21 protein-coding genes are annotated in these 24,433 nt (G+C 66.5%); 10 read left to right on the top strand and 11 right to left on the bottom strand.

Annotation, left to right across the window (positions count from 1 at the left end; all coding sequences use genetic code 11):
• The first annotated feature begins 51 nt into the window (after positions 1-51).
• Genes ACOQOP_RS05565 through ACOQOP_RS05580 form a run of 4 tightly spaced genes read left to right on the top strand, consistent with a single transcriptional unit; the run spans position 52 to position 3,852 of the window.
• Positions 52-858 (top strand): ABC transporter ATP-binding protein, encoded by an 807-nt coding sequence (locus ACOQOP_RS05565; protein ID WP_420565331.1) that lies wholly within the window; start codon positions 52-54, stop codon positions 856-858.
• Positions 855-1,730: an ABC transporter permease gene (locus tag ACOQOP_RS05570; protein ID WP_420565332.1), complete on the top strand. Its 876-nt coding sequence runs from the start codon at positions 855-857 to the stop codon at positions 1,728-1,730. Before ACOQOP_RS05565 ends, ACOQOP_RS05570 begins: the two co-directional genes overlap by 4 nt.
• Complete coding sequence (locus ACOQOP_RS05575; RefSeq protein ID WP_420565333.1) at positions 1,727-2,812, top strand: ABC transporter permease; 1,086 nt, start codon at positions 1,727-1,729, stop codon at positions 2,810-2,812. Before ACOQOP_RS05570 ends, ACOQOP_RS05575 begins: the two co-directional genes overlap by 4 nt.
• A gap of 50 nt (positions 2,813-2,862) precedes the next feature.
• On the top strand, positions 2,863-3,852 hold the full coding sequence (locus ACOQOP_RS05580) for an ABC transporter substrate-binding protein (RefSeq protein WP_420565334.1): 990 nt from the start codon (positions 2,863-2,865) through the stop codon (positions 3,850-3,852).
• A gap of 226 nt (positions 3,853-4,078) precedes the next feature.
• Here ACOQOP_RS05580 and ACOQOP_RS05585 read toward each other — a convergent pair whose 3' ends face one another.
• The 7 genes from ACOQOP_RS05585 to ACOQOP_RS05615 form a co-directional block, all read right to left on the bottom strand.
• The gene (locus tag ACOQOP_RS05585; protein ID WP_420565335.1) at positions 4,079-4,342 is read right to left on the bottom strand and encodes a hypothetical protein; all 264 of its coding nucleotides are present in this window, start codon (positions 4,340-4,342) and stop codon (positions 4,079-4,081) included.
• A gap of 7 nt (positions 4,343-4,349) precedes the next feature.
• Positions 4,350-5,333 (bottom strand): homoserine O-acetyltransferase/O-succinyltransferase family protein, encoded by a 984-nt coding sequence (locus ACOQOP_RS05590; RefSeq protein ID WP_420565336.1) that lies wholly within the window; start codon positions 5,331-5,333, stop codon positions 4,350-4,352.
• 76 nt (positions 5,334-5,409) lie between these two features.
• The gene (locus tag ACOQOP_RS05595) at positions 5,410-6,717 is read right to left on the bottom strand and encodes an O-acetylhomoserine aminocarboxypropyltransferase/cysteine synthase family protein (protein ID WP_420565337.1); all 1,308 of its coding nucleotides are present in this window, start codon (positions 6,715-6,717) and stop codon (positions 5,410-5,412) included.
• A gap of 32 nt (positions 6,718-6,749) precedes the next feature.
• Positions 6,750-7,607 (bottom strand): alpha/beta fold hydrolase, encoded by an 858-nt coding sequence (locus tag ACOQOP_RS05600; RefSeq protein ID WP_420565338.1) that lies wholly within the window; start codon positions 7,605-7,607, stop codon positions 6,750-6,752.
• A 371-nt stretch (positions 7,608-7,978) separates the two neighbouring features.
• The gene (locus tag ACOQOP_RS05605; RefSeq protein ID WP_420565339.1) at positions 7,979-8,695 is read right to left on the bottom strand and encodes a response regulator; all 717 of its coding nucleotides are present in this window, start codon (positions 8,693-8,695) and stop codon (positions 7,979-7,981) included.
• Positions 8,692-11,388, bottom strand: a complete 2,697-nt coding sequence (locus ACOQOP_RS05610) for a PAS domain-containing hybrid sensor histidine kinase/response regulator (protein ID WP_420565340.1) — start codon at positions 11,386-11,388, stop codon at positions 8,692-8,694. Before ACOQOP_RS05610 ends, ACOQOP_RS05605 begins: the two co-directional genes overlap by 4 nt.
• A 142-nt stretch (positions 11,389-11,530) precedes the next feature.
• The gene (locus tag ACOQOP_RS05615; protein ID WP_420565341.1) at positions 11,531-11,803 is read right to left on the bottom strand and encodes a DUF1127 domain-containing protein; all 273 of its coding nucleotides are present in this window, start codon (positions 11,801-11,803) and stop codon (positions 11,531-11,533) included.
• Positions 11,804-11,964: 161 nt separating this feature from the next.
• On the opposite strand from ACOQOP_RS05615, the gene ACOQOP_RS05620 reads away from it, so the two are divergent.
• From ACOQOP_RS05620 to ACOQOP_RS05635, 4 genes are all read left to right on the top strand, one after another.
• Positions 11,965-13,149 (top strand): M24 family metallopeptidase, encoded by a 1,185-nt coding sequence (locus tag ACOQOP_RS05620; protein WP_420565342.1) that lies wholly within the window; start codon positions 11,965-11,967, stop codon positions 13,147-13,149.
• 326 nt (positions 13,150-13,475) lie between these two features.
• Positions 13,476-14,240, top strand: a complete 765-nt coding sequence (locus ACOQOP_RS05625; protein WP_420565343.1) for a maleate cis-trans isomerase family protein — start codon at positions 13,476-13,478, stop codon at positions 14,238-14,240.
• Between the two features lie 145 nt (positions 14,241-14,385).
• Positions 14,386-14,946, top strand: a complete 561-nt coding sequence (locus tag ACOQOP_RS05630; protein WP_420565344.1) for a methyltransferase domain-containing protein — start codon at positions 14,386-14,388, stop codon at positions 14,944-14,946.
• Positions 14,947-15,086: 140 nt separating this feature from the next.
• The gene (locus ACOQOP_RS05635; protein WP_420565345.1) at positions 15,087-15,647 is read left to right on the top strand and encodes a methyltransferase domain-containing protein; all 561 of its coding nucleotides are present in this window, start codon (positions 15,087-15,089) and stop codon (positions 15,645-15,647) included.
• 11 nt (positions 15,648-15,658) lie between these two features.
• Here the strand turns inward: ACOQOP_RS05635 and argE are convergent, their stop codons facing one another.
• From argE to glpD, 3 genes are all read right to left on the bottom strand, one after another.
• Positions 15,659-16,822, bottom strand: a complete 1,164-nt coding sequence (gene argE / locus ACOQOP_RS05640; RefSeq protein ID WP_420565346.1) for an acetylornithine deacetylase — start codon at positions 16,820-16,822, stop codon at positions 15,659-15,661.
• Entirely contained in the window at positions 16,819-18,306 is a 1,488-nt protein-coding gene (gene glpK / locus ACOQOP_RS05645; RefSeq protein WP_420565347.1) for a glycerol kinase GlpK, read from the bottom strand. The genes argE and glpK overlap by 4 nt, the downstream gene beginning before the upstream one ends.
• 80 nt (positions 18,307-18,386) lie before the next feature.
• Positions 18,387-19,946, bottom strand: a complete 1,560-nt coding sequence (gene glpD / locus ACOQOP_RS05650) for a glycerol-3-phosphate dehydrogenase (RefSeq protein WP_420565348.1) — start codon at positions 19,944-19,946, stop codon at positions 18,387-18,389.
• A 330-nt stretch (positions 19,947-20,276) separates the two neighbouring features.
• On the opposite strand from glpD, the gene ACOQOP_RS05655 reads away from it, so the two are divergent.
• Entirely contained in the window at positions 20,277-20,645 is a 369-nt protein-coding gene (locus ACOQOP_RS05655; protein WP_420565349.1) for an ASCH domain-containing protein, read from the top strand.
• A 219-nt stretch (positions 20,646-20,864) separates the two neighbouring features.
• Here the strand turns inward: ACOQOP_RS05655 and ACOQOP_RS05660 are convergent, their stop codons facing one another.
• Positions 20,865-22,901, bottom strand: a complete 2,037-nt coding sequence (locus tag ACOQOP_RS05660; protein ID WP_420565350.1) for an FAD-dependent oxidoreductase — start codon at positions 22,899-22,901, stop codon at positions 20,865-20,867.
• A gap of 627 nt (positions 22,902-23,528) precedes the next feature.
• On the opposite strand from ACOQOP_RS05660, the gene ACOQOP_RS05665 reads away from it, so the two are divergent.
• The gene (locus ACOQOP_RS05665) at positions 23,529-24,428 is read left to right on the top strand and encodes a LysR family transcriptional regulator (protein WP_420565351.1); all 900 of its coding nucleotides are present in this window, start codon (positions 23,529-23,531) and stop codon (positions 24,426-24,428) included.
• The last annotated feature ends 5 nt before the right edge of the window (positions 24,429-24,433 follow it).

Genomic DNA, 24,433 nt, shown 5'->3' on the forward strand with positions numbered 1-24,433 from the left:
GACGCGCTCCGGGAGACGGGGTGCGAGAAGAGCGCCGAGGAGGGCGTCGCCTTGACTACTGCTTCGTCGAGCGGTCGGCCCGTGATCCGGGCTGACCACCTGGACCTCACGTTTCAGACCGGCGACGGGCCGGTCCACGCGCTGAGCGATGTGTCGCTGACCATCGAGAAGGGCGATTTCGTCTCCTTCATCGGCCCGTCCGGCTGCGGCAAGACCACCCTGCTGCGGGTGATCGCCGATTTGGAACAGCCGACCGGCGGCAGCATCTCGGTCAATGGCGTTTCGCCGGAACAGGCGCGGCTGGATCGGGCCTACGGCTACGTGTTCCAGGCCGCCGCCCTCTATCCCTGGCGGACCATCGCCCGCAACGTGGCGCTGCCGCTGGAGATCATGGGCTACTCCAAGGCCGAGCAGCAGGAGCGGGTTGCCCGGACCCTGGAACTGGTGAACCTGACCGGCTTCGAGAACAAGTTCCCCTGGCAGCTCTCCGGCGGCATGCAGCAGCGCGCCTCGATCGCCCGGGCGCTGTCCTTCGACGCCGACATCCTGCTGATGGACGAGCCGTTCGGCGCCCTGGACGAGATCGTGCGCGACCACCTGAACGAGCAGCTTCTGCAGCTCTGGGCGCGCACCACCAAGACCATCGCCTTCGTGACCCATTCCATTCCCGAGGCGGTCTATCTCTCCACCAAGATCGTCGTCATGTCGCCGCGGCCGGGCCGGGTGACCGACGTCATCGAGAGCACCCTGCCGGCCGAACGGCCGCTCGACATCCGCGAGACGCCCGAGTTCCTGGAGATCGCTCATCGGGTGCGCGAGGGGCTGCGGGCCGGCCATTCCTACGAGGACGCGGAATGACGGCGGGGGGCGGCAAGACCTTTCCCATTCTGGTCGTCGTCGCGGCGATCATTGGCATCTGGTACGCCGCCACCGTCTGGTTGAACACCCCTTGGCAGCTCGGCGTGTACGAACGCGAGGGCAGGGACTGGACGGCGACCGATCTGGTTGTCGACACCATGGCGCAGGAGCGCCCGGTCCTGCCATCCCCGCATCAGGTGGCGGTGGAGATCTGGCAGACCACGGTGGAGAAGAAGGTCACCTCCAAGCGCAGTCTCGTCTACCACGCCTGGATCACGCTTTCGGCGACACTGGCCGGCTTCGCCATCGGAACGGTGCTGGGCGTCGTGCTGGCCGTGGCCATCGTTCATAACCGGGCGACCGACCGCTCTGTCATGCCGTGGGTGATCGCCAGCCAGACCATTCCGATCCTGGCGATCGCGCCGATGATCATCGTGGTGCTGAACGCAGTCGGCCTGTCCGGCCTGCTGCCCAAGGCGCTGATTTCCACCTATCTCAGCTTCTTCCCCGTCGTGGTCGGCATGGTGAAGGGCCTGCGCGCGCCCGAGTCGATCCAGCTCGACCTGATGCGGACCTACAGCGCCTCCACCGCCCAGGTGTTCTGGAAGCTGCGCTGGCCCCATTCGATGCCCTATCTCTTCGCCTCCATGAAGGTGGCCGTCGCCATCAGCCTGGTCGGCGCCATCGTCGGCGAGTTGCCGACCGGCGCCGTGGCCGGGCTGGGCGCCCGGCTGCTGGCCGGTTCGTATTACGGTCAGACGGTGCAGATCTGGTCGGCGCTGATCGTGGCCGCCGTGCTGGCCTCGGTGCTGGTCACGCTGGTGGGGGCCGCCGGCGGCTATGTGTCCCGGCGCATGGGGGTGCGGCCATGACCCGGCTGCAGACCGGCCTCGCGGGGGCGATCGGGCTACTCGGGTTGCTCGGTCTCGTCCTCCCGCTCTCGGCGGAGACGGGGCTGCTGGACACGCCGTTCCTGGCGACCTTCGCGCTGCTGTGTGCGCTGACCCTGATCCGGTTCCGCCGACCGCTGCCGCTCTCGGTGGACGGTTGCCTCACCCTGGCCGCCGGGATCGCCCTGCCGATGTCGCTGACGGTGATCGACCGGGGGGCGGCCGGCTTCTGGTGTCTCGCCGCCGCCGGCTGGCTCGCCGCCTGGCTGTTCGTGGAGCGGCTGACCGCCTCCGGCCGGGGCGGGCGATGGGCCGCCCTCGCCGTGCCGGTGCTGTTCGGCGTCACCCTGCTGATGCTGTGGGAGGTGATCACCCGGGGCCTGAACGTGCCCATGGTGCTGCTGCCGCCGCCCTCGGCCATCGGCGCCCGCTTCGCCGCCTCCATTCCGATCCTCTGGGCCGACTTCCAGCAGACCTTCCTCAAGGCCGTTCTGATCGGCTACGCGCTGGGCTGCGGCTCGGCCTTCCTGGCCGCCATCGCCATCGACCGCTCGCCCTTCCTGCAGCGCGGGCTGCTGCCGGTCGGCAATCTGGTCTCGGCCCTGCCGATCATCGGCATCGCGCCGATCATGGTGATGTGGTTCGGCTTCGACTGGCCGTCCAAGGCGGCGGTGGTCGTGGTCATGACATTCTTCCCGATGCTGGTGAACACGGTCGCCGGCTTGGCCGAGGCCGGGCGGATGGAGCGCGACCTGATGCGCACCTACGCGGCCGGCTATTGGCAGACCCTGGTGAAGCTGCGGCTGCCGGCGGCGGCCCCCTTCATCTTCAACGCGCTGAAGATCAACTCCACCCTGGCGCTGATCGGTGCCATCGTGGCGGAATTCTTCGGCACCCCCATCGTCGGCATGGGGTTCCGCATTTCCACCGAGGTCGGCCGCATGAACGTCGACATGGTGTGGGCAGAGATCGCGGTGGCCGCTGTGGCCGGCTCCGCGTTTTTCGGTGCCGTCGCGCTCGTGGAGCGGGCCGTCACCTTCTGGCATCCGTCGAACCGGACCTGACAAAGCGGGGCGGGACGGCGGGTGCATCAACAAGAACAGGGAGCACAGACATGCGCAGACTGATTGCAGGAGCCGTATTGGGAGTGATGGGTCTGGCCGCCTCCCAGGCCATGGCGGCGGACGAGGTGACGCTGCAGCTCAAATGGGTCACCCAGGCCCAGTTCGCCGGCTACTACGTCGCCAAGGACAAGGGCTTCTACGACGAGGAGAATCTCGACGTCACCATCAAGCCGGGCGGCCCGGACATCGCCCCGCCGCAGGTGATCGCCGGCGGCGGTGCCGACGTGATCATCGACTGGATGCCGTCCGCGCTCGCCAGCCGCGAGAAGGGCGTGCCGCTGGTCAACATCGCCCAGCCGTTCAAGAGCTCGGGCATGATGCTGACCTGCCGCAAGGACACCGGCATCACCAAGCCGGCGGACTTCAAGGGCAAGACCCTGGGCGTGTGGTTCTACGGCAACGAGTATCCGTTCCTGTCCTGGATGTCCCAGCTCGGCATCCCGACCGACGGCTCGGCCGAGGGTGTGAAGGTCCTGAAGCAGGGCTTCAACGTCGATCCGCTGCTGCAGAAGCAGGCCGACTGCGTGTCGACCATGACCTATAACGAGTACTGGCAGGTCATCGACGCCGGCATCCCGGCCGACGAGTTGGTGGTCTTCAAGTACCAGGACCAGGGCGTGGCGACGCTCGAGGACGGCCTCTACGTGATGGAGGACAAGCTCGACGACCCGGCCTTCGTGGACAAGATGGTCCGCTTCGTGCGCGCCTCCATGAAGGGCTGGAAGTGGGCGGAAGCGAACCCGGACGAGGCCGCCGAGATCGTGCTCGACAACGACGCGAGCGGTGCGCAGACCGAGAAGCACCAGAAGCGCATGATGGGCGAGATCGCCAAGCTGACCGCCGGCTCCAACGGCGCACTGGACGAGGCCGATTACACCCGCACGGTGGATACCCTGCTGGCCGGCGGCTCCGACCCGGTGATCTCCAAGAAGCCGGAAGGGGCGTGGACCAGCAAGATCACGGATGAGGCGCTGAAGTGAGCGCGGCGGGCTAGCCGACGCACGTCTGACCGATACGAAGTCCGGCCCGGGATACCTGGGCCGGGCTTTCTCATATCAAACACCCCCGTCTTCCCGGCTCTGCGCCGGGACCCAGCCATCCATGTGCTGGAACGTCGACCATACCTGAGCGTCGCTCCAGAGAGCGTCACCCTGGGTCCCGCCGCAGGGCCGGGAAGACGTAAATGGGGAGAAGTTGTATCCCCCCTCACATCTTCATCAGGTTGCCCCGGCTGTCGAACAGGGTCGCGTCCCGCCCCAGGCGGCGGTAGGCGGTCGTGAGGGCGTCGAGCAGGGCGGTGCGATCGACCATCCCGGCGCGATAGCCGCGCAGGGCGATCTGAACGTCCGGGCCGAACAGGCCGTCGGGCGCGCTCCCCTTCACCAGGGCGCGGGCGGCATTCACCACCGCTTCGGCATGGACGCGGGCCGGTCTGGTCGGCAGGGCGGCGGGATTCTCGGGCAAGCGCATGGGTCCTTCACTGCAGCCGGCAGGGGCTGCCGGCTGGGGCGGTGCCGCCGGAAAGCTGGGCGCGCAGCAGCCAGTCCAGCGCGACGTCGGCGCTGGTGCGCGGGTCGGCGGCGGCGATCTCGGTCAGCCAGTTGCGGTACAGGCTGCGCGCGGCGGCCTGCCACCCGACCTGCGGGCGTCGCAGCGCAGCGTCATAGCCGACCGGCGGATCGATCTGCCGGCCGGTGCTGCGGTCACGGGTGAATTCCTGAAGCAGCCGCTGCGGCCCGTATTCCGGATGGTTCAGGCAATAAACCGCCGGCCGGGTGCGGTCGCGCACCAGCCCGACACCGGCGACCGGGGCCGTGAGCACCGGACGCAGGCCCGGCCGCCGGACCAGATCCTCCAGCCGGGTCTCGGCGTGGCGCGACACCGGCATGTGGAACGGCAGCTCGATCCCGGTCAGAAGGCCGTGTCCGCTGCCAAGGGGCATGTGCGGGTAAAGCCCGAAGCGCTTGCGCCGAAGCGGGTGCTTATCCACCCCGTGATAATGAAACATCGCCGCCTGCGCGCCCCAGCAGACATGCAGGGATGGCACCAGCGCGCTGTCCAGCCAGTCCAGGATCCGGCGCAGACCGTCCCAGTAGAAGACATGGTCGAAGGGCAGGGTCTCGACCGGCGCGCCGGTCACGATCACGGCGTCGATCCGGGCGAGCGGCAGGTCGAAGAACGGCCGGTAGAACCGGGCCATGTGGTCCGCCGGCGTGGCCGTCGTCACATAGCCCTCGGGCACCGCCAGCAGCAGCCGCACGTCCTGCCCCCCGTCCGCGAGGAGACGGCCGAAATCCGCCTCCACCGACGCCTTGTCCGGCATCAGGTTGACCAGCACCACCGTGAGGGCGCGCGGATGCAGGCCCGTGCCATCCACCGGCATCGGCTCGTCGGCGACGTCATGCCCGTCGGCGCGGAGCCGGGCGGCGGCGGGCAGGGTGCGGGGCAGGATGACGGCCATGGGCCCTCCGAAGCTGGGTGGGGCGAGAAGCGGGGGCGGCTTGGGGATGAGGGGGACGCCGCCCCCGCTCGGCCTGTCAGGCCGCCTGGAGAGAGGCGGCGGCCTGCAGGGCTTGGGAGAGGTCGGCGAGGATGTCGTCGATATCCTCGATGCCGACCGAGAGGCGCACGAAGCCCGGCGTGACGCCGGCGGCACGCTGGCGGGTTTCGGAAAGTTGCTGGTGGGTCGAGACCGCCGGCTGCAGCGCCAGGGTGCGGGCGTCGCCGATATTGGCGACGTGCAGGATCATCCGCAGGGCATCGATGAAGCGGCGCCCGGCATCCACGCCGCCGATCGCCTCGAACCCGACCAGGCCGCCATGGCGCCCGCCGAGATAGGTGTCGACCCGCTCCTTCTGCCAGCCGGTGAAGTGGCCCGGATGGATCACCCGGGCGACGGCCGGATGGTCGGCCAGGAACAGGGCCACTGTGTCGGCGTTGCGGCAGTGCTCCCGCATCCGCAGAGCCAGGGTCTCCAGCCCCTGCAGGAACAGGAAGGCGTTGAACGGGCTCATCGCCGCCCCGGTGTCGCGCAGCAGCGTGGCGCGAGCCTTAAGGAGGTAGGCGACGGGGCCGAGCGGCCCGGCGGCCTCCACCCAGACCGCGCCGTGATAGCTCGGGTCCGGCCGGTTCAGCATGGGAAAGCGCTCGGCATGGGCCGCCCAGTCGAAGCGTCCGGCATCGACGATCAGCCCGCCGATCGCGGTGCCGTGGCCGCCAATATATTTGGTCGAGGAATGCACAACGATATGGGCACCGTGGTCGATCGGCCGGCAGATCACCGGCGCGCAGGTATTGTCGATGATCAGCGGAATGCCGAGTTCCGCGCCGATCAGGGCGACCTCCTGGACCGGGAAGGGCACCAGGCTCGGGTTCGGCAGGCTCTCGCCGTAGAAGGCGCGGGTGCGGTCGTCGGCCGCGGTGCGGAAGGCCTCCGGATCGCGCGGATCGACGAACCGAACCTCGATGCCCATGGTCGGCAGGGTGTTGGCGAACAGGTTGACCGAGCCGCCATACAGCTCGCTGGACACCACGATGTTGTCGCCGGCATGGGTGATGTTCTGGATCGCCAGCACGATCGCCGCCTGGCCGGATGCCGTGGCCAGGGCCGCCACGCCGCCTTCCAGGGCGGCGATGCGCTGCTCCAGCACGTCGGTGGTCGGGTTGCTGACGCGGGTGTAGAGGTGGCCGATCTTCTCCAGCGCGAAGAGCTGGCGGCCGTTCTCGCTGTCGCCCAGGTCGTAGCTGGTCGTCATGTGGATCGGCACGGCAATCGAGCCGGCACCCGGATCGGCCCGGTGGCCGGTGTGCAGGGCGATGGTCTGCGGCTTTGTGTAGGTCTGCATGGGGGTCCTTTCTTGCGGCGCGCCGGTCGGGATCAGGCGGCGGTTGTCGCGGGTCGGGGATGGATCAGGGAGAGCTGGGCCGCGGCCAGGGCGGCGGTGGCGCCGGGCTCGGAGATCGGCGCCATGTGGCCGGCCTCCGGCACGATCCGCAGCGACACGTCGGGCAGGGTGCGCTCGAGCAGATCGATGATCCGCCGGGCGATCGGCCTGGTGCGCCCGCCGAAAATCAGCCGGGTGGGGATCGGGAACCGGGACAGATCGTGCAGCCGGACCGGATGGCCGAAGGCGGCCTGGAAGTTCCGGGCGACCTGCGGCGCGTGCAGCGCCATCGCCGACCGGGCCCGGTCCGACAGGGCATTCCAGGTGCCGGGCCCGCTCCAGAAGGTGACGAAGGCCTCCATGCCCTGCTCGGGCATTCCGGCCTGCACGCCCTGTCGCACAGCTTCGGCAATCCGGCGGATCTCGGCGAGCAGGAGATGGTCGCGGCTGTCGCCGCCCTGCAGCAGGTGGAAGCTGACCGGCTCGATCAGGACCAGGGAGCGGACCAGTTCAGGCCGGCTCTGCGCGGCGGCGAGGGCGACCGCACCGCCATAGGAATGGCCGATCAGGTGCACCGGCCCGCCCAGGTCGCGGGCCAGGGCGGCGACGATGGCGGCGTCATGGGCGAGGGCGGGCGGATGGGTCCCCTGACGCGTGCCCGAGGCGCCGTATCCGTGCAGGTCGGGCATCAGGATGTCCAGTGGGCCGACGGTGAACCGGTCGCGCAGGGCCTCGGAGAAGGGCTGCATCTGGCGCGCGCCGGCCGCCGAGCAGTGCAGCAGGACCACGGGCGTTCCGCTGCCGCTGCGATGAACGGCGATCTCGGTTCCGGCGACGGGCAGGGTGAACATCTGAGGACGGCTCCGGTCGAACTCTCGATGGAGCCAGGGTGACGGACGACCTTTTCGTCTCGGTGTCGGTGGAGGAGGGTTTTGGTTTCAGGAGCGTTTCAGTGGGGAAGCCGGTGTGAGAAATGCCGCAAAAGACGAACGCGCCGGGTCCCGGCCCGCCCCCGGGTCAAGCCCGGGGTCGTCCGGGATGACGGGCGAAGAATTGTATGAGTGAGGCTTGCAGCGGCTCAAACTCGCATTCTTCTTTGCCCAATATCACCGTCATCCCGGACGCCCCGGACCTGATCCGGGGGCGGGCCGGGACCCGGCGCATGCGCGAGGGCAGATCGACGTCCCGGATCAAACCTGGGAGGGCCGGGGAGAGGCGGCGATTAACCCGTGGCCGCCGCCGGGACGAACAGGTAGCCCGCGCCGCGCACGGTCTTGATCACGGTCGGGGTCTTCGGGTCCGGCTCGATCTTGCGGCGCAGGCGGGCGATGCGGATGTCGATCGAGCGGTCGAAGGGATCGCTGTCCCGGTTATGGGCGAGGTCCAGAAGCTGCTCGCGCGACAGCACCCGGTTGGGCCGCTCGGCGAAGGCGCGCAGCAGGTCGAATTCCATTGCCGTGATCGCCACCTCGCCGCCGTCGCCGTCGAACAGCTTGTGGGCGTCCAGGTCCAGCACATGGCTGCCGAAGGCCACCCGATGGCCGGCATCCACCGCCGGGTTGGCGGTTCGCCGCACCCGGCGCAGCACCGCCTTCACCCGGGCCAGCAGTTCGCGCAGGTCGAACGGCTTGGTCACGTAGTCGTCGGCCCCCATCTCGATGCCGATGACCCGCTCCACCACCGCGTCGCGGGCGGTGAGCATGATCACGCCGGCGCCGCTCTTCTCGCGCAGGTGACGGGCGAGACTGAGCCCGTCCTCGCCCGGCATGGTGATGTCGAGGATGACCAGGTCGAGCTCGGACTGGTCGACCAATCGGCGTAGGGCGGTGCCGCCATCGGCCTTGCTGACCCGGTAGCCGTTGATCTCCAGGTACTCGGCGACGGTCTCACGGATGTCGCGCTCGTCGTCGACGACGGCGATGTGGATCCGATCGCTCACGCCGCGGCCTCCGCCAGCCGCGCGATCAGATTGCGCAGCTCGCTCGGCATCACCGGCTTTTCCAGATAGGGGCGGCCGGCATCGTCGAGGAAGCGGCGGATCGCCGGGCTCATGGTGTCGCCGGTGACGAAGGCCATACGGGCCAGCAGATCCGGATGGCGGTCGCAGATCACCGAATAGAGCGCCGGGCCGTCGAGATCGGGCATCCGCACGTCGCTCAGGATCGCGTCGTACTGGCGGAACAGCAGCCGCTCGAGCGCCGCGCGGCCGGAGGTCGCCACATCGACCGAATGGCCGTCGGACGCCAGGGACTCGCGGATGATCTCGGCCACGTCGGGCTCGTCGTCGATCACCAGCACGGTCAGGCCGGTATCCTCCACGCCGTCAACCGCTGCGTTGCCGTCCTCTCCGGCGGCCGCACAGGTGGGGAAGCGCAGCACGAAGGTGGCTCCCTTGCCGGGCGCGCTGTCCAGGGAGATCGATCCCCCATGGGCATCGACGATGCGGTGGACGATGGTCAAACCGATGCCCGTGCCTTCGCCATGATCCTTGGTTGTGAAGAACGGCTCGAAGATGCGGGAGGCCACGTCCTCGGGCACGCCGCGGCCGTTGTCGATGACCTTGAGCACCGCCTGGCGCCGGCCGCGGTCGTAGTGGGTGACCAACCGCAGGCGGTGCGGCGTCGGCTGGTTCTCCATGGCATGCAGGGCGTTCACGATCAGGTTGGTCAGCACCTGATTGATCTGGTCGCCGTCGGCCAGGATCGGCGGTACGGTCGGGTTGAGCTCCAGGCTCACATCCACGTCGTGGGTCCGCAGCATATAGCCGGTCATCTCCAGCGCGCTCTCCACGATGTCGTTCAGCCGTACCGGGCGCATCTCGCTCGGCTGCTGGCGGGCCATGGCGAGGAAGGTTTTCACGATCCGCGCGCAGCGGTCCGCGGCGTCGCCGATCTTGCGGGCGCGTTCGACGATCGCCGCCTCCTTGGCGGTCTCGCGCAGCAGCATGGCCTGGCCGACGACCACGGAGAGCGGGTTGTTCAGCTCGTGGCTCACCCCGGCCAGCAGCTCGCCCAGGGCGCTCAGCTTCTCCGACTGGTGGAGCGCCTCACGCTGGCGGGCCATCTCCTCCTCCATCTTGCGGCGTTCGGTCAGGTCGTAGGTCGAGGAGACGACCACCTCATGGCCCTGGTACTCCACCAGCCGGGCAGCGACCGAGGCGCAGAACTCGGTGCCGTCGGACCGGCGCAGGAAGGTCTCGAACGCGTCGACCCGGCGGTCGCGCCGCAGGATTTCCAGGTAGCGGTCGCGGTCGGCGGGATCGACGAAGAAATCCCGGGCGGACATCGACCCACCCATGGAATCCCGCTGGAACATCTGCCGCGATGCCGGGCTCTCGTAGATGATCCGGCCGTCCTCCGCCCGGGTCATACCGACCGGCACCGGGCAGGCGTCCAGGATCCGCCGGATCAGTGCCTCGCTCTGGCGCAGGGACTGCTCGGCCCGTTTGCGGCCGGTGATGTCGGCGCGGATGGTCACCGAGCCGCCGTCGGTGGTGCGGTGGTTGACCATCAGGCGCCACTCGCCATTGGTCAGCTCGACCTCGATCGGTTCGCCGTCATACTCGGCCAGGCGCGAGACGATCCAGCGGATCTGGCTGGTGTCGCCCTCGACCAGCCGCCCATCGAACCGGCGGACGTTCTTGAAGAAGCGCTTGATGTTCAGGGTCCGGTCGCTGCCGACCATCTCCTCCGGCGTCATGCCGTAGGGGGCGGAGAACGCCTCGTTGCAGTACAGCACGGTGCTGTCGGGCGCGCTGATGACGAAGCCTTCGCTCATGCTGTTGATGGCGTCCTGAAGGAGCTGGGCGATCTTCTGTCGCTCGGCCCGGGCGGCGAGCCGTTCGGAGATGTCCTGGATATCGGCGATGATGATCGCCTTGCCGTCGATCTCGGCATGGGCGATGGCGATCTCGACCGGGAAGACGCTGCCGTCGGCCCGCTTCGCCTGGGTCTCCATGCGGCGGGTCGGGCGGGTCATCCGGCCGTTCGCGGTGAACAGCGCCATGCCGGCGTCGTGGCCGGCGCGCTGGTCGTCGGGCACGATCAGATCGCCGATCGGCTGGCCGATCGCCCGGCCCCGGGAAAAGCCGAACATCTTCTCGGCCGCAGGGTTGAACTCGACGATCAGTCCCTGTTCGTCGGTGGCGACGATGGCGTCGAGAACGTTGCCGAGCAGCACCCGGTTGATCGCCTCGGCCTGGCCGACCCGGGCGACCGCTTCCTTCTCGATGGTGATGTCGGCCATGCTGCCGACCAGCATGCGCGGCTCGCCGGGGGCGCTGTCCTCGATCATCCGCAGCCGGTCGCGGATCCACATGTAGTCACCGACGCTGTCGCGCAGCCGGTACTCGACAACCGTCTCGCCGGATCTTGCAGGGACGGCATCCAGGGCCTCGAAATAGCCCTCGGTATCGTCGGGATGGATCAGCGTGGTCCCGAAGCCGCTCACATCGATAAAGCGGGCGGCGGGATGGCCGGTCACCGCCTCCACATTGTCGCTGATGTAGACGGTGCGACGGTTGGCATCGAGATCGACCAGGTAGAAGACGATGGAGGAATGGGCCACCGCGAAGTCGAGCAGGGCGGCGCGATGGGCCTCGCCCATTTCCGCATACCGGACGGGGACGGACACGGGCGAGGTCATCATGGCGGGGTCGGCTTTCGGATCGGCGGTCATGGCGGGACGGCGTCGCGATCTGGCAGTGGGATGTCCGGGGGCGGCCGGACGCAGTCGCGATACTATGCCATGTCTCGCCATCCTCCGCGTCTCCGCATCAACGCCAGGTCGCGGCCTGACGCGGATCGGCGGACGGATGGTCCACCGCGGCCCGCGCGATGTGGTTGATGCTCATGCGCTCGATGCCGATATCGCGCAGCGTCCGGGCGTCGAGGCTCTCCAGCTCCAGGGCGGTGCGCCGCATGCGGTAGGCCCGGGCGATCGACCGGAGCGGCCAGGTCAGCAGGCGGACGATGCCGGCCAGGGCGAGGTACGGCTCGGCCAGGGCCGAGGCGGCGATCACGAAGGGATTGTCGGTTCTTTGGTTCATGGCGACCTCCTGTGGGGGGACTCGGTTCGCTATCCTGTTGGATGGCAAATCTGGGGGGAGGATGTTTCGGGCCGACCTCGCGTCGCTTGGCGTTTTGTTTCAATTGTTTCCGGTCGAGAGTTCGTGGAACCATGGGGCATTGCAGTTTCAGCGAGACCGCCATGGCCGACGCCCGACCGACGCGCGGATTCCCGGATGCCGAATTCGCCGCTCGGCTGGACCGCGCCCAGCGCCTGATGGCGGCGTGCGGGCTGGATGCGCTGCTTCTCACCACCGAGCCGGACATCCGCTGGTTCACCGGCTTCCTCACCCAGTTCTGGCTGAGTCCCACCCGACCCTGGTTCCTGGTGGTTCCGGCCACGGGTAAACCGGTTGCCGTCATTCCGGGCATCGGATCGGAGGCGATGGGGCGGACCTGGATCGACGACATCCGCACCTGGTCCTCGCCGCATCCGACGGATGACGGCCTGACCCTGCTGACCGACGCCTTGCGCGAGGCGGTGGGCGAGGGCGGGACGGTCGGCCTGCTCATGGGGTCCGAGACCCATGTCCGCATGCCGCTGGCCGGCCTGCAGGCGCTGCGCGACGGGCTCCCGGGGATCGCCTGGCAGGACGCCACCCATCTGATGCGCGCATTGCGCCAGGTGAAGTCGCCGGCGGAGATCGACAAGATCGCGGAGGCCTGCCGGATCGCCTGCGACGCCTTCGACCGACTACCGGAGATCGCCGGGGCGGGCATGACCGAGCTGGAGGTGTTCCGCGCCTTCAAGATCGCCTGCCTGCAGGCCGGTGCCGACGACGTCGATTACCTCGTCGGTGGGGCCGGGCCCGGCGGTTATGGCGACATCATTTCGCCACCCTCGGAACGCCGGCTTCGGGCAGGGGACGTGCTGATCCTCGATGTCGGGCTGGTTTTCGACGGCTATTACTGCGACTTCGACCGCAACTTCTCGGTCGGCCCCCCTTCTGACGCGGTGAAGCGGTCCTACGAGGCGGTCTGGCAGGCGACGGAGGCGGGGCTCAAGGCGGCGCGGGCCGGCGCGACCTGTGCGGATCTGTTCCATGCGATGAACGCGGTGACGGCCCCCCTGGCCGACTCCTCGGCGGGTGGTGCGGTCGGACGGCTCGGCCATGGGCTCGGCATGGTGCTGACCGAGTTCCCGTCGATCACCGACTGGGACACCACGGTGCTCGAACCGGGCTTCGTGATGACCCTGGAGCCGGGCATGGCGACCGCACCGGGCAAGATGATGGTTCATGAGGAGAATATCGCCATCACCGACGGTGCGCCGCGGCTGCTGACCCGCCGTGCCGCCCGTGATATCCCGGTGCTGAGCGTGTCATAAGGCACCCCATTTTCGCAGCCTAGCGCTGCGGCCGAGGGAACTGGCCTGCGGAGGCCCTCGTTGCACAACTCCAGCGGTCCGACATGCGACTATTCTGGGTCCCGGCTCAAGGCCGGGAAGAGTGGGAGGGGAGGAGGAAGAGGAGGGGCGTCATCGCGTCAGTCCCTAATTCCTATCACCTTCCCAAATGCGTCTTCCCGGCCTTGAGCCGGGACCCAGGATGCCCGCATGCTGGAGCTTCCGAGTTTCAGAGAGTGGCCGCAGCACGCCGCTTCCCTAGGTCCCGGCGCAAGGCCGGGGAGACGTGAAACGAAAGGGATCGAAAAATGCCCCTCGCTTTCGAGACGGATGACGGGATCGGGACCCGGGCGACGCTCGGCCTGATCGTGCTGAAGACCGACGAGACCATCGAGCATGAGTTCCGCTGCTTCGTGCCGACCGACGGTGTTGTGCTCTATCACAGCCGGGTCCAGATGGCCGCCGACGTCACCGCCGAAACACTGGCGAAGATGCGCGACGACATCCCGCAGGCGGCCTCCATGTTCCCGGAGACGGCCCCCTTCGATGTGATCGGCTACGGCTGCACGTCGGGTGCCACCGTGATCGGGCCCGGGGGCGTGTCGGCCTGCATTCATCAGCATTATCCGCAGGCGGCGGTGACCGAGCCGCTCTCGGCGGCCCGGGCGGCGTTCCAGGCCCTCGGTCTGCGCCGGATCGCCCTGCTGTCGCCCTATGTGGAGCCGGTGTCGCGCGCCCTGCGCGAGGCGTTCCAGGCGTCGGGTACCGAGATCGCCGCCTTCGCCAGCTTCGACGAGGGGCGCGAGAGCGTGGTTGCCCGGATGACTCCGCGCTCCCTTCTGGCGGCCATCGAAGTGACGGTCGCCGGACAGCAGGTGGACGGGGTGTTCATGTCCTGCACCAACCTGCGCATGGCCCCGGTCCTGGCCGAGGCGGAGCGCCGCATCGGCGTGCCGGTGCTCGCGAGCAACCAGGTCCTCGCCTGGCACATGATGCGGCTCGCCGGCGTGCAGGACGCGGTGCCCGCGGGCGGGCGGCTGTTCGAAGCCCAAGGGTTTGAAAACGCAGCTTGATCGTCGAAGGATTATTGCCTTGAGCAGCGTTTCCATAAATACGGAAATCTGGATACTGACGCTTGGCAGGGTAGCGAATGAACGCGTATTTTAAAATCTCTACGCGACTAACCTGAGTTTACAAAAATGAGGTTCGATCCAAAAAATGCTGATTTCTGAAGAGTATAAAGATATTCAGGAAAAATTACATCAGGATCCGAAATATGGTGCGGCCACCGCCTACAAGGCGGTCATACCCTATTTGCAGCGAATGCGGCCAAGATCAATCGTCGATTATGGAGCTGGTAAAGGAAAGCTTAAGGGGTATTTAAGGCAATATGGAATCTCTGCGAGATATATTCCGTACGACCCCGCTGTACGTGAGTTTTCAGCCGACCCGCAAACGGGTGACGTAGTAATTTGTATGGACGTCTGTGAGCATATCGAAGAAGAGTATGTCGATAATGTCTTTAGGCATATGAACTCAAAATTTACGCATTTCTGCATTTTAGCAGTCGCATGCTATCCAGCAAAGAAAATTATGGAAGATGGCAGAAATGCTCATGTTCTTATCCGGCAGCCCTCTTGGTGGTTTGCCAAATTCTGGGAGCATTTTGATGTAATAGAGTTCAGGACCGCCGTAGCCAAATTGGATGATAAGTTTCGTGGGCATGAAGCCTTAGCGGTTTGTCGTAAGAAGGTTCCCGGCATTGCTCTTGCTTATTGATCTGGGACTAAGGGTCCGCTTCTAGGCAGACATACGTCGGCTTGTCCAGAGCGTTCGCAGAGGTATTTGGGGAAATAGCTGAATAAAGTGCCCAGAGCACGTTTATGGATGAATCAGTAAAATGAGGTCGGATCTCTCGGATGTTTATTTCCCATGACTATAAATTGTTACAAGAAGAGCGCCATCTTGATCCGACTTATGGCACTGCTGATGGCGCACGCGTGATTTTGCCAATGCTGAAGCAGGCAAATGCGAGATCGGTCCTGGATTACGGGGCTGGGAAGGGAAAGCTGAAGGAGTATATGAGTTCGGCCGGAATTTCAGCGGAGTACATCCCGTATGATCCAGCGATCTATGAGTTTTCATCCGACCCTAAGACGGCGGATATTTTAGTTTGTTTAGACGTTTGTGAGTATATTGAGGCGGACTACATCGATGCGGCACTTGCGCATATGGCATCCAAGTTCGAAAGAGCAGCAATTTTCGTCATAAGTTGCTTTCCATCTCAAAACGAGTTGGATTGTGGCCGAAATGCTCACATTCTTCTTCGCTCTCCGTCTTGGTGGTTCTCCAAGATTTGGAGCAATTTCGAAATTGTCGATTTTAAGGCGGCCGAAGCTAAGATCGACGGCCGCATTCAGGGGCATAAGATAATGTTGGTATGCGGTAAGAAGGGATCCAGGCTGGACGTAGAGGCCTGAACCGGCTGATTTCAAGCCGCCAATTTCGGCAGCAGCCGTTCGATCATCGTGGCGCATTGGGCGAGCTGGTCGATGCTGACGAACTCGTCGGGCTTGTGGGCTTGGGCGATGCTGCCCGGGCCGCAGACCACCGTGTGGATCCCGGCCGCCTGGAACAGCCCGGCCTCCGTTCCGAAGGCCACCACCTCTGCCGCATTGGCGCCGGTCAGCTCCGAGACGAGGGCGACCGCCTCGCTGTCCAGCATCGGCTCCAGCCCTTCGATCTCGCCGATCGTGTGGGTGACGATTCCGGCGTTCAGGTCGATCGCGTGCATGCGGGGCAATAGTTCGCGGTCGACATAGTCGCGAAGAATCTCCTTGGCCAGGTCGGCATCGGCCTTGTTCACCGGCCGCATCTCCCATTCCAGCGAGCAATAGCGCGGTATGACGTTGCGGGCGATGCCGCCGTGGATCACGCCGCATTGCAGGGTCGTGTGGGGCGGATCGAACCGGCTGTCGGCGGGTGCGCGGTGGCGCATGACCTCGGCGGTCTCCAGCAGCTTGGCGATGAAGCGGGCAGCGAACTCCACCGCATTGATGCCGGCGTCCGGGTTGGAGGCATGGCCCTCCAGCCCGGTGAACTCGGTGGTGTATTCATAGGTACCCTTATGCCCTTCGATGATCCGCATCTCGGTCGGCTCGCCGACGATGCAGATCCGCGGCTTCAACCCGCTCTCGGCGATGCCCTGGATCAGCCGGGGGGCGCCGAAGCAGCCGGTCTCCTCGTCATAGGTGAAGGCGAGGTGCAGCGGGCGGGCCAGGTTCGCCGCCGCGAAGCGCGGGGCAAGCGCGAGGGCCGTGGCGAGGAACCCTTTCATGTCGCAGGCGCCCCGGCCGAGGATCAGGCCGTCGCGTTCCTCGGCCCGGAACGGGTCGGTGCTCCAGGCCTGGCCTTCCACCGGCACCACGTCGGTATGGCCGGAGAGCACGATGCCGCCATCGACCTTCGGCCCGATGGTGGCGAAGAGGTTGGCCTTCAGGCCAGTGTCGTCCGTGGTGATCGCCACATCGGCGCCGAGGCTCTCCAACCGCTGGGCGCAATGGTCGATCAGATTCAGGTTGCTCTCGGCCGATACGGTCGGGAACGCGATGAGATTGCCGAGGATCCCGCGTATATCGGCGAGCGCGTCGTTCATGTGGTGAGCGTCCGTTTCACCGCGTCGCGCCAGCCGGCCAGCAGCCGCTTGCGTTCGTCCTGCGCCATGGAGGGCTCGAACCGGCGGTCGCGTTTCCACTGCTTGGCGAAGCCCGCCATGTCGGGCCACACGCCCGCCTTCTGTCCGGCCAGCCAGGCGGCTCCAAGGGCCGTCGTCTCGAGCACCATCGGCCGGTCGACCTGGGCGGCGAGGATGTCGGTCAGCCGCTGCATCAGCCAGTCGTTCGCCACCATGCCGCCATCCACCCGCAGAACCACGTCGCCGCCATCGGACCAGTCCGCGTGCATGGCGTCAATCAGGTCCGCAGTCTGGAAGCACACACTGTCCAGCGCCGCACGGGCGAACTCCTTGGGACCGGTGCCGCGGGTCAGGCCGAACATGGTGCCGCGCGCTTCCGGATCCCAATGGGGCGCGCCGAGGCCGGTGAAGGCGGGGACCAGATACACCGCCTGTTCCGGATCGGCCTCCGCCGCCATCTTCGCCGTCTGGTCGGCCCGGTCGATCACGCCGAGCCCGTCGCGCAACCACTGGATCGCCGCCCCGGCGACGAAAATGGACCCTTCCAGGGCATAGGTGACCTTGCCGTCGAGCTGGTAGGCGATGGTGGTGAGCAGCCGGTTCTTCGACAGCACCGGATCGCTGCCGGTGTTGAGCAGGGCGAAGCAGCCGGTGCCGTAGGTGGACTTCACCATGCCCGGCTCGAAACAGGCCTGGCCGACCGTCGCCGCCTGCTGGTCGCCGGCCACGCCCAGGATCGGGATGGCGGCGCCGAACAGGGACGGCTCAGTGGTGCCGAACTCGGCGGCACTGTCCAGCACCTCCGGAAGCAGGCTCTCGGGGATGTTGAGCAGCTTCAGGATGTCCTCGTCCCAGCGACCCTCCCGGATGTTGTAGAGCAGGGTGCGGGCCGCATTGGTCGCGTCGGTGACGTGGCGCTTGCCACCGGTCAGGTGCCAGATGAGGAAGCTGTCGACGGTGCCGAAGGCGAGCTTCCCGGCCTCGGCCTTCGCGCGGGCGCCGTCCACCGTGTCGAGCAACCAGGCGAGCTTGGTGCCGGAGAAATACGGGTCGAGCAGCAGGCCGGTCTTCTCGGTGACCATGGCCTCGTTGCCGTCGGCCTTCAGACGCGAGCACATCTCGGCGGTGCGTCGGTCCTGCCAGACGATGGCGCGATGCACGGCCTCGCCGGTCTCCCGGTCCCAGAGCACGACCGTCTCGCGCTGGTTGGTGATGCCGATGGCGGCGATGTCGCGGGCCGACAGCCCGGCATCGGCCAGCGCGATGCGCACGGTCGCTTCGGTGGTGCGCCACAGGTCCGAGGCCTCGTGCTCGACCCAGCCGGAGCGGGGGAAGTGCTGGTCGAATTCCTGCTGGCCCACACCCTTGATGCTGAACTGTCCGTCAAAGACGATGGCGCGGGACGAGGTCGTCCCCTGGTCGATGGCGAGAACGTAGCCGGACATACGGCCTCCCTGCGGTGCTGTTCTTCTGCTCCCCGGCTCGGTCGGCCGGGTGATCCCCGGATGGGGCGTTAACCTTAAACCTACTCTGCCGCTTCGGCCCGGCGGGAGCGAGCGCTAATCCAGTCCTCCAGCGCCCTGGTCCCCGCGTCGTCGAACTTCAGCCCGAGCTTGGAGCGGCGCCACAGCACGTCCTCGGCGTTGATGGCCCATTCGTTCTCGATCAGGTAGGCGACCTCGGCGGCATAGAGCGTGTCGCCGAAATGCTTGCCCAGATCGGCCGGGGAGGTCGCGTCGCCGAGGAATCGGCGGGCCCGGGTGCCGTATTGCCGGATCAGGCGGTGGGCGTGGGGCTCGGTGAGGAACGGATAGTCGCGGATCAGGTCGCCCACGAGGTTGGAGAAGCCACCGATCGGGAAGTCGCCACCGGGCAGGGTGGCGCCGCGGGTCCAGGCCTCGCCGCGCTTGCCGATCGCGTCCTCGATCTTCTCGACCACGGCTTCCGCGAGCTTGCGATAGGTGGTGATCTTGCCGCCGAAGATGTTGATCAGCAGCCCGTCCTTGCCCTTGCCGTCGGTGCGCAGCACGTAGTCGCGGGTGGCGACCTGGGCCTCCGATGCGCCGTCGTCATAGAGCGGGCGCACGCCGGAGAAGGTCCACACGATGTCGTCGGGTGAGATGTCCTGCTCGAAATAGTCGCTGGCGCCCTTGCAGAGATAGGCGATCTCCTCGTCGGAAATCGTCACCTTGGCCGGATCATCCTTCCAGTCGCGGTCGGTGGTGCCGATCAGCGTGTAGTCGCGCTGATAGGGGATGGCGAAGAAGATCCGGTCGTCGGCGTTCTGGAAGATGTAGCAGCGGTCGTGCTCGTAGAGCTTCGGCACGACGATATGGCTGCCCTGGACCAGGCGGACATTGTGGGTGTCGTTCTTGCCGGCCGCCCGGTTCAGCACCGTGTCGACCCAGGGGCCGGCGGCGTTCACGACCACGCGCGCCGTCACCGTGGACTGGCCGCCGGTGATTGTGTCGCGCAGCACGATGCTCCAGCGCCCGCCGTCGCGCTTGAGGGAGGTCACCTCGGTGCGCGTCCGCACATCGACGCCGCGGTCTGCGGCGTCCCGCGCGTTCAGCACGACCAGGCGGGCATCGTCGACGGCGCAGTCGGAATACTCGAAGCCTTTGGTGAACTCGGATTTCAGCGGCCGGCCGACCTCGTCGGTGGTGAGATCGACCACGCGGGTCGGGGGCAGATGCCTGCGTCCGCCGAGATTGTCGTACAGGAACAGCCCGAGACGCAGCAGCCAGGCGGGGCGCAGGCCCTTGTGGTGCGGCAGCACGAAGCGCAGCGGCCAGATAATGTGCGGCGCGTTGCCCCACAGCACCTCGCGCTCGATCAGCGCCTCGCGCACCAGGCGGAACTCATAATGCTCCAGATAGCGCAGGCCGCCATGGATCAGCTTGGTGGACCAGGAGGAGGTGCCGGAGGCGAGGTCGTTCATCTCGGCCAGCGCCACCGAGTAGCCGCGGCCGACCGCGTCGCGGGCGACCCCGCAGCCATTGACGCCACCGCCGATGACGAAGACGTCGAAATCCATATCGTGTGGGGCGGCCGCCGGATCGGTTCCGGCTTCGGTCGCGGCCATGCGGCACTCCATTCCTTGCTGTTCTTCTCAACCTAGGGACCGCGCCGCAGATTTCCATGGCGCCAACAGGCCGCGACGGATCTTCGCCGCAGCGCAGCATGGTACACGGACCGTGTGAGGATGGCCAAGGTCGGCCCTTCGACAGGCCCTCCCGATCAGGCCCGATTCCCTAGGCCGCGTGGACAAATTCGACCCAGTATCTGGCGGTTGCCAGATGGACCATGCTGAGGAAGCTGTTCGCGAGCTGGTCGTCAAATAGTTCTGTGAGCGGTCATCGCTAACAAATAATTCCCGGTTGCTGCAGGGTAAAGACCGTAGAAAATCGAAAGCATGAAAGCGCTATCGATTGTAGCCCCCGGCGGGAGGCGGATCGCGTCCGGTGAAAAAACCTTGGAAGTGCGGCGTTGGAAACCCACCATAGGCGTCGATGAAGACCTTTTGATCGTCGAGAACGGCCGGTTCCTTCGGACAGAAGGAGACGAAGACGATGAAGGCAAAGCCGTCGCTATCGTTCGCGTCGGCGCTTTTCGTCCATTCGTGCCTGAAGATTTGGCAGCCGCCTGCGGCAGCTATTTCGAGGAGGGGTGGCTGGCATGGGAATTGCTGGATGTCCGGCCCGTATCTTCAACTATCAGCATCAAGGCAGCGCGCGGGATATACGAAATCGACCCCCCTTCCGATATGCAGTTGCAGTCGTAATCGGCGACATCAGCCGACTACAAATTTTGTCCACGCGGCCTAGGTCTCAACTTGTTTCCTGCCTCCGTCATCCCGGACGACCCAGTCCCGGATTTAATCCGGGATTGATCCGGGGGCGGGCCGGGACCCGGTTCAGATGTCTCAATTAGGTCCCGGCCGACCGCCGGGTCGAGCCCGGCGTTCGCCGGGATGACGGTTGAGGCTGGGCGTGTGGAAGGATCAAAAATCCTTCACCAGCCGGATCGCGTCGTAGATCGCGGCGTGGATGTTGCGCGAGGCAACCGCGTCGCCGATGCGGAAGAGCTGGAAGGCGCCGTCCGGATTGCGCACCACGGTCTGCGGCCGGCCGGCGATCAGGGCGCCATAGTCCATCTCGCCGCCGTTGCGGCTGTCCGGCTTCAGGGCGAAATACACCTCGTCCAGGGGCAGAGTGCCGTGCTCGACCACCACCTGGTCGACCTCGCGTTCCTCCACCCGCTCCGAGTAGTCCGAGCCGATCTGCGCGATCAGCCCATTACCGGAGCGGCGAACCGCCAGGACCCGCTTGTTGATGGTGATCCGGGTGCCGGCCCGGTCGAAGGCCCGGGCATAGGCGACGTGGTTCAGCCCGCCGATATCGACCGCGAAGAACCGCTCGGGCGTGACGATCTCGAGCCGGGCGCCGCCATTGGCGATGATCTCGCCGGCAGAGAGGCCCTGATGGGCGGCGTTGTCGTCGTAGATCAGCACGTTCTCGCCCGGCTTCACGTCGCCGGACAGGATGTCCCAGGAACTCACCACCAGGTCCGCCCCCTCGACGATGTCGGTGTTCGGCAGGCCGCCGGTGGCGACAAGGACCACGTCCGGCGCCTCCGCCAGCACGTCGGCGGCCTCGGCATAGGTGTTGAACCGCATGTCGACGCCCAGCTTGGCGCATTGCTCGGCGCGCCAGTCGATGATGCCGATCAGCTCGCGTCGGCGCGGCACCCGGGCGGCGAGCCGGACCTGGCCGCCCGGCTTGTCGGCCGCCTCGAACAGCACGACCTTGTGGCCACGCTCGCCGGCGACCCGGGCCGCCTCAAGCCCGGCCGGGCCGGCGCCGACGATCACGACCTTCCTGGCCGGTCCGTCGCTGCGTGAAATGACGTGGGGAATGGTGCGTTCCCGCCCGGTGGCCGGGTTGTGGATGCACAGGGCCTCGTGGCCCTCGTAGATCCGGTCGAGGCAGTAGGTGGCGCCGACGCAGGGGCGGATATCGGCCTCGCGGCCGGCGGCGACCTTGTTGGCGATATGCGGGTCGGCGATGTGCGGCCGGGTCATGCCGACCATGTCGAGCTTGCCCTCGGCGATGGCGTGGCGGGCGGTGGCCACGTCGCTGATCCTGGCGGCATGGAAGATCGGAAACTTCGTCTCCTCCCGAATCTCCCCGCAGAAGTCGAGATGGGGGGCGGCCGGCGCACCCTGGATGGGAATGACGTCGGAGAGGGCTGCATCGCTGTCGATATGGCCGCGTATCAGATTGAGGAAATCGACCTTGCCGCAGGTGGCGAGCCGCCGGGCGATCTCCACGCCTTCCTCGCGCGACAGGCCCTTGTCCCAATTCTCGTCGGCGACCATCCGCAGGCCGATCAGGAAATCGGGGCCGACCCGTTCGCGCATGGCGTCGAGAACCCGCCAGGTGAAGCGCAGCCGGTTGTCGAGCGAGCCGTTGTACGCGTCGGTGCGATGGTTGGTGGCCGGCGACCAGAACCCGTCGAGGAAATGGCCATAGGCCTCGATCTCGATGCCGTCGAGACCGCCGGCCTGCATCCGTTCGGTCGCGTCGGCGTAGTCCTGCACGATGCGGTCGAGATCCCAATCCTCCGCCTCCTTGGGGAAGGCGCGGTGGGCCGGCTCGCGGACTGGCGAAGGCGCGAGCACCGGCAGCCAATCGGAATGGTTCCAGTTGGTGCGCCGGCCCAGATGGGTGATCTGCATCATGATCGCCGAACCGTGCTCGTGGCAGGCGTCGCTCATCTCGCGCAGCCAGGGCACGATCTCGTCCTTATAGGCATAGAGATTGCCGAAGGCGGCCGGGCTGTCGGCGCTGACCACGGCGGAGCCGGCGGTCATGGTGAGCGCGATTCCTCCCTTCGCCTTCTCCGTGTGGTACAGCCGGTACCGTTCGGTCGGCATGCCGTCCTCGGAATAGGAGGGCTCGTGCGCCGTCGACATCAGCCGGTTGCGCAAGGTGAGGTGCTTGAGTTGGTAGGGCTGCAGCAGCGGATCGGTCGACATCTATCCCCCCTCGATGACTGGGCCCGGCGACGTCCTGCGGCTCCCGTCGCCATGTTGGCGGAAAAGCGGGTCGGCGCAAACGGTCCTGTCTGGGGTTGAGAGCGCGGTCGGCACGGCAGAGACGAAGGGCCGGGGGCGGCCTCTGGCAAGTTGAGCGGGTCGGCCCGATCTTCGGCCGGACTCCGTTTGGGAAAGGTTGCAGAGTCCGGAGTCGGGAAGGACGCTGATTCAAGGCTTTTAAGCCACCCGTTTGCCGAAATCGTTGGCTTCCTGCGGAGCTGGTCGATGCTTTCCGGTGCGCGTGGAACGGGAAAAAACATGAACCGGAGGGCGGCGATCTGCAGCCCTGTCACCGGCCGCACTCGAACCACTGCCTGCCGCAAACCCCTACGCCTAAAGTGGAAAACCGATCCGACCTGCAAATCCGATGGTCGGGTTCGGTCGGACCTGATCAAACGGGAACTTGGGTATGACGCGGTATGTTGAAAGTCGCGCCATCAGAAGTTGTCGGAAAGCCCTGACGAACGGTATTTGTGAATGCTTGTTGGAGGTTTTGGCGTTTTCAATGAAAGTAGCTCAGCATACAATCGTCAGATGGCTCCGAGACTTGAAATTCGTCATCTCCAGATGATTCAGGCGATCGCCGAGACCGGCCGGGTTACCGAGGCGGCGGAGAAGCTTGGCCTGACACCGTCGGCCCTGTCGCATCGGATCCGCGAGGCGGAGCGGCGCCTGGACGTCACCCTGTATACCCGCCTGCACAAGCGACTCCGGATGACCCCGGCGGCCGAGCATCTGGCCCATGTGGCGGAACGGGTGCTGGCCGACATGGAGCGCGCCGAGGAGGATGTCTGGCGCACCAGCCGGGGCGTGGTTCATGTGGTGCGGATCGCGATCGAGGCCTACAGCTCGTATCACTGGCTGCCGGGCTTCCTGAGCTTCCTGCAGAACGCGGCTCCCGATATCGACATCCAGGTGATGGCCGGCGCCAGCCGGGAGCCGATGCAGAGCCTGTCCAACCGGCACGTCGATCTGGCGATCATGAGCGGGGAAATCGCCCGGCCGGGAGCCACCGCCGTTCCGCTGTTTGACGATCATCAGCTCTTCATCATGCCGCCCGGGCACGCGTTGGCCGGGCGCGACTATGTTGAGGTCTCCGAACTCGCGGCCGAGGATCTGATCACCTATAGCAAGACCCCCGGCACCGACGGCGAGGTCGGCCAGATGCTGCGCAACGGGGACAGCGCCAAGAGCCGGTCGGTGACCGTCGAGCTGCCGGAGGTGATCGTGGAACTGGTCGCGGCCGGGCAGGGGACCAGCGTGCTGGCCGGCTGGGCGGTGGAGACAGCGGTGCGGGCCGGCCGGATCAGGGCCGCCCGCATCAGCCATGACGGTGTGGTGTCGTCCTGGTCGGCGGTCATCCGCAGCGAGGATAACGAGCCGGGCAACCCGATCCGCACCGTGGCCTCGCTGCTGTCGAACTGGTGCTCCCGCAACGGGCACGGTTTCCGGCCGGCACCCGCTTAGCCGGA

This window comes from Thalassobaculum sp. (assembly GCF_965223715.1).
GTDB lineage: Bacteria > Pseudomonadota > Alphaproteobacteria > Thalassobaculales > Thalassobaculaceae > Thalassobaculum.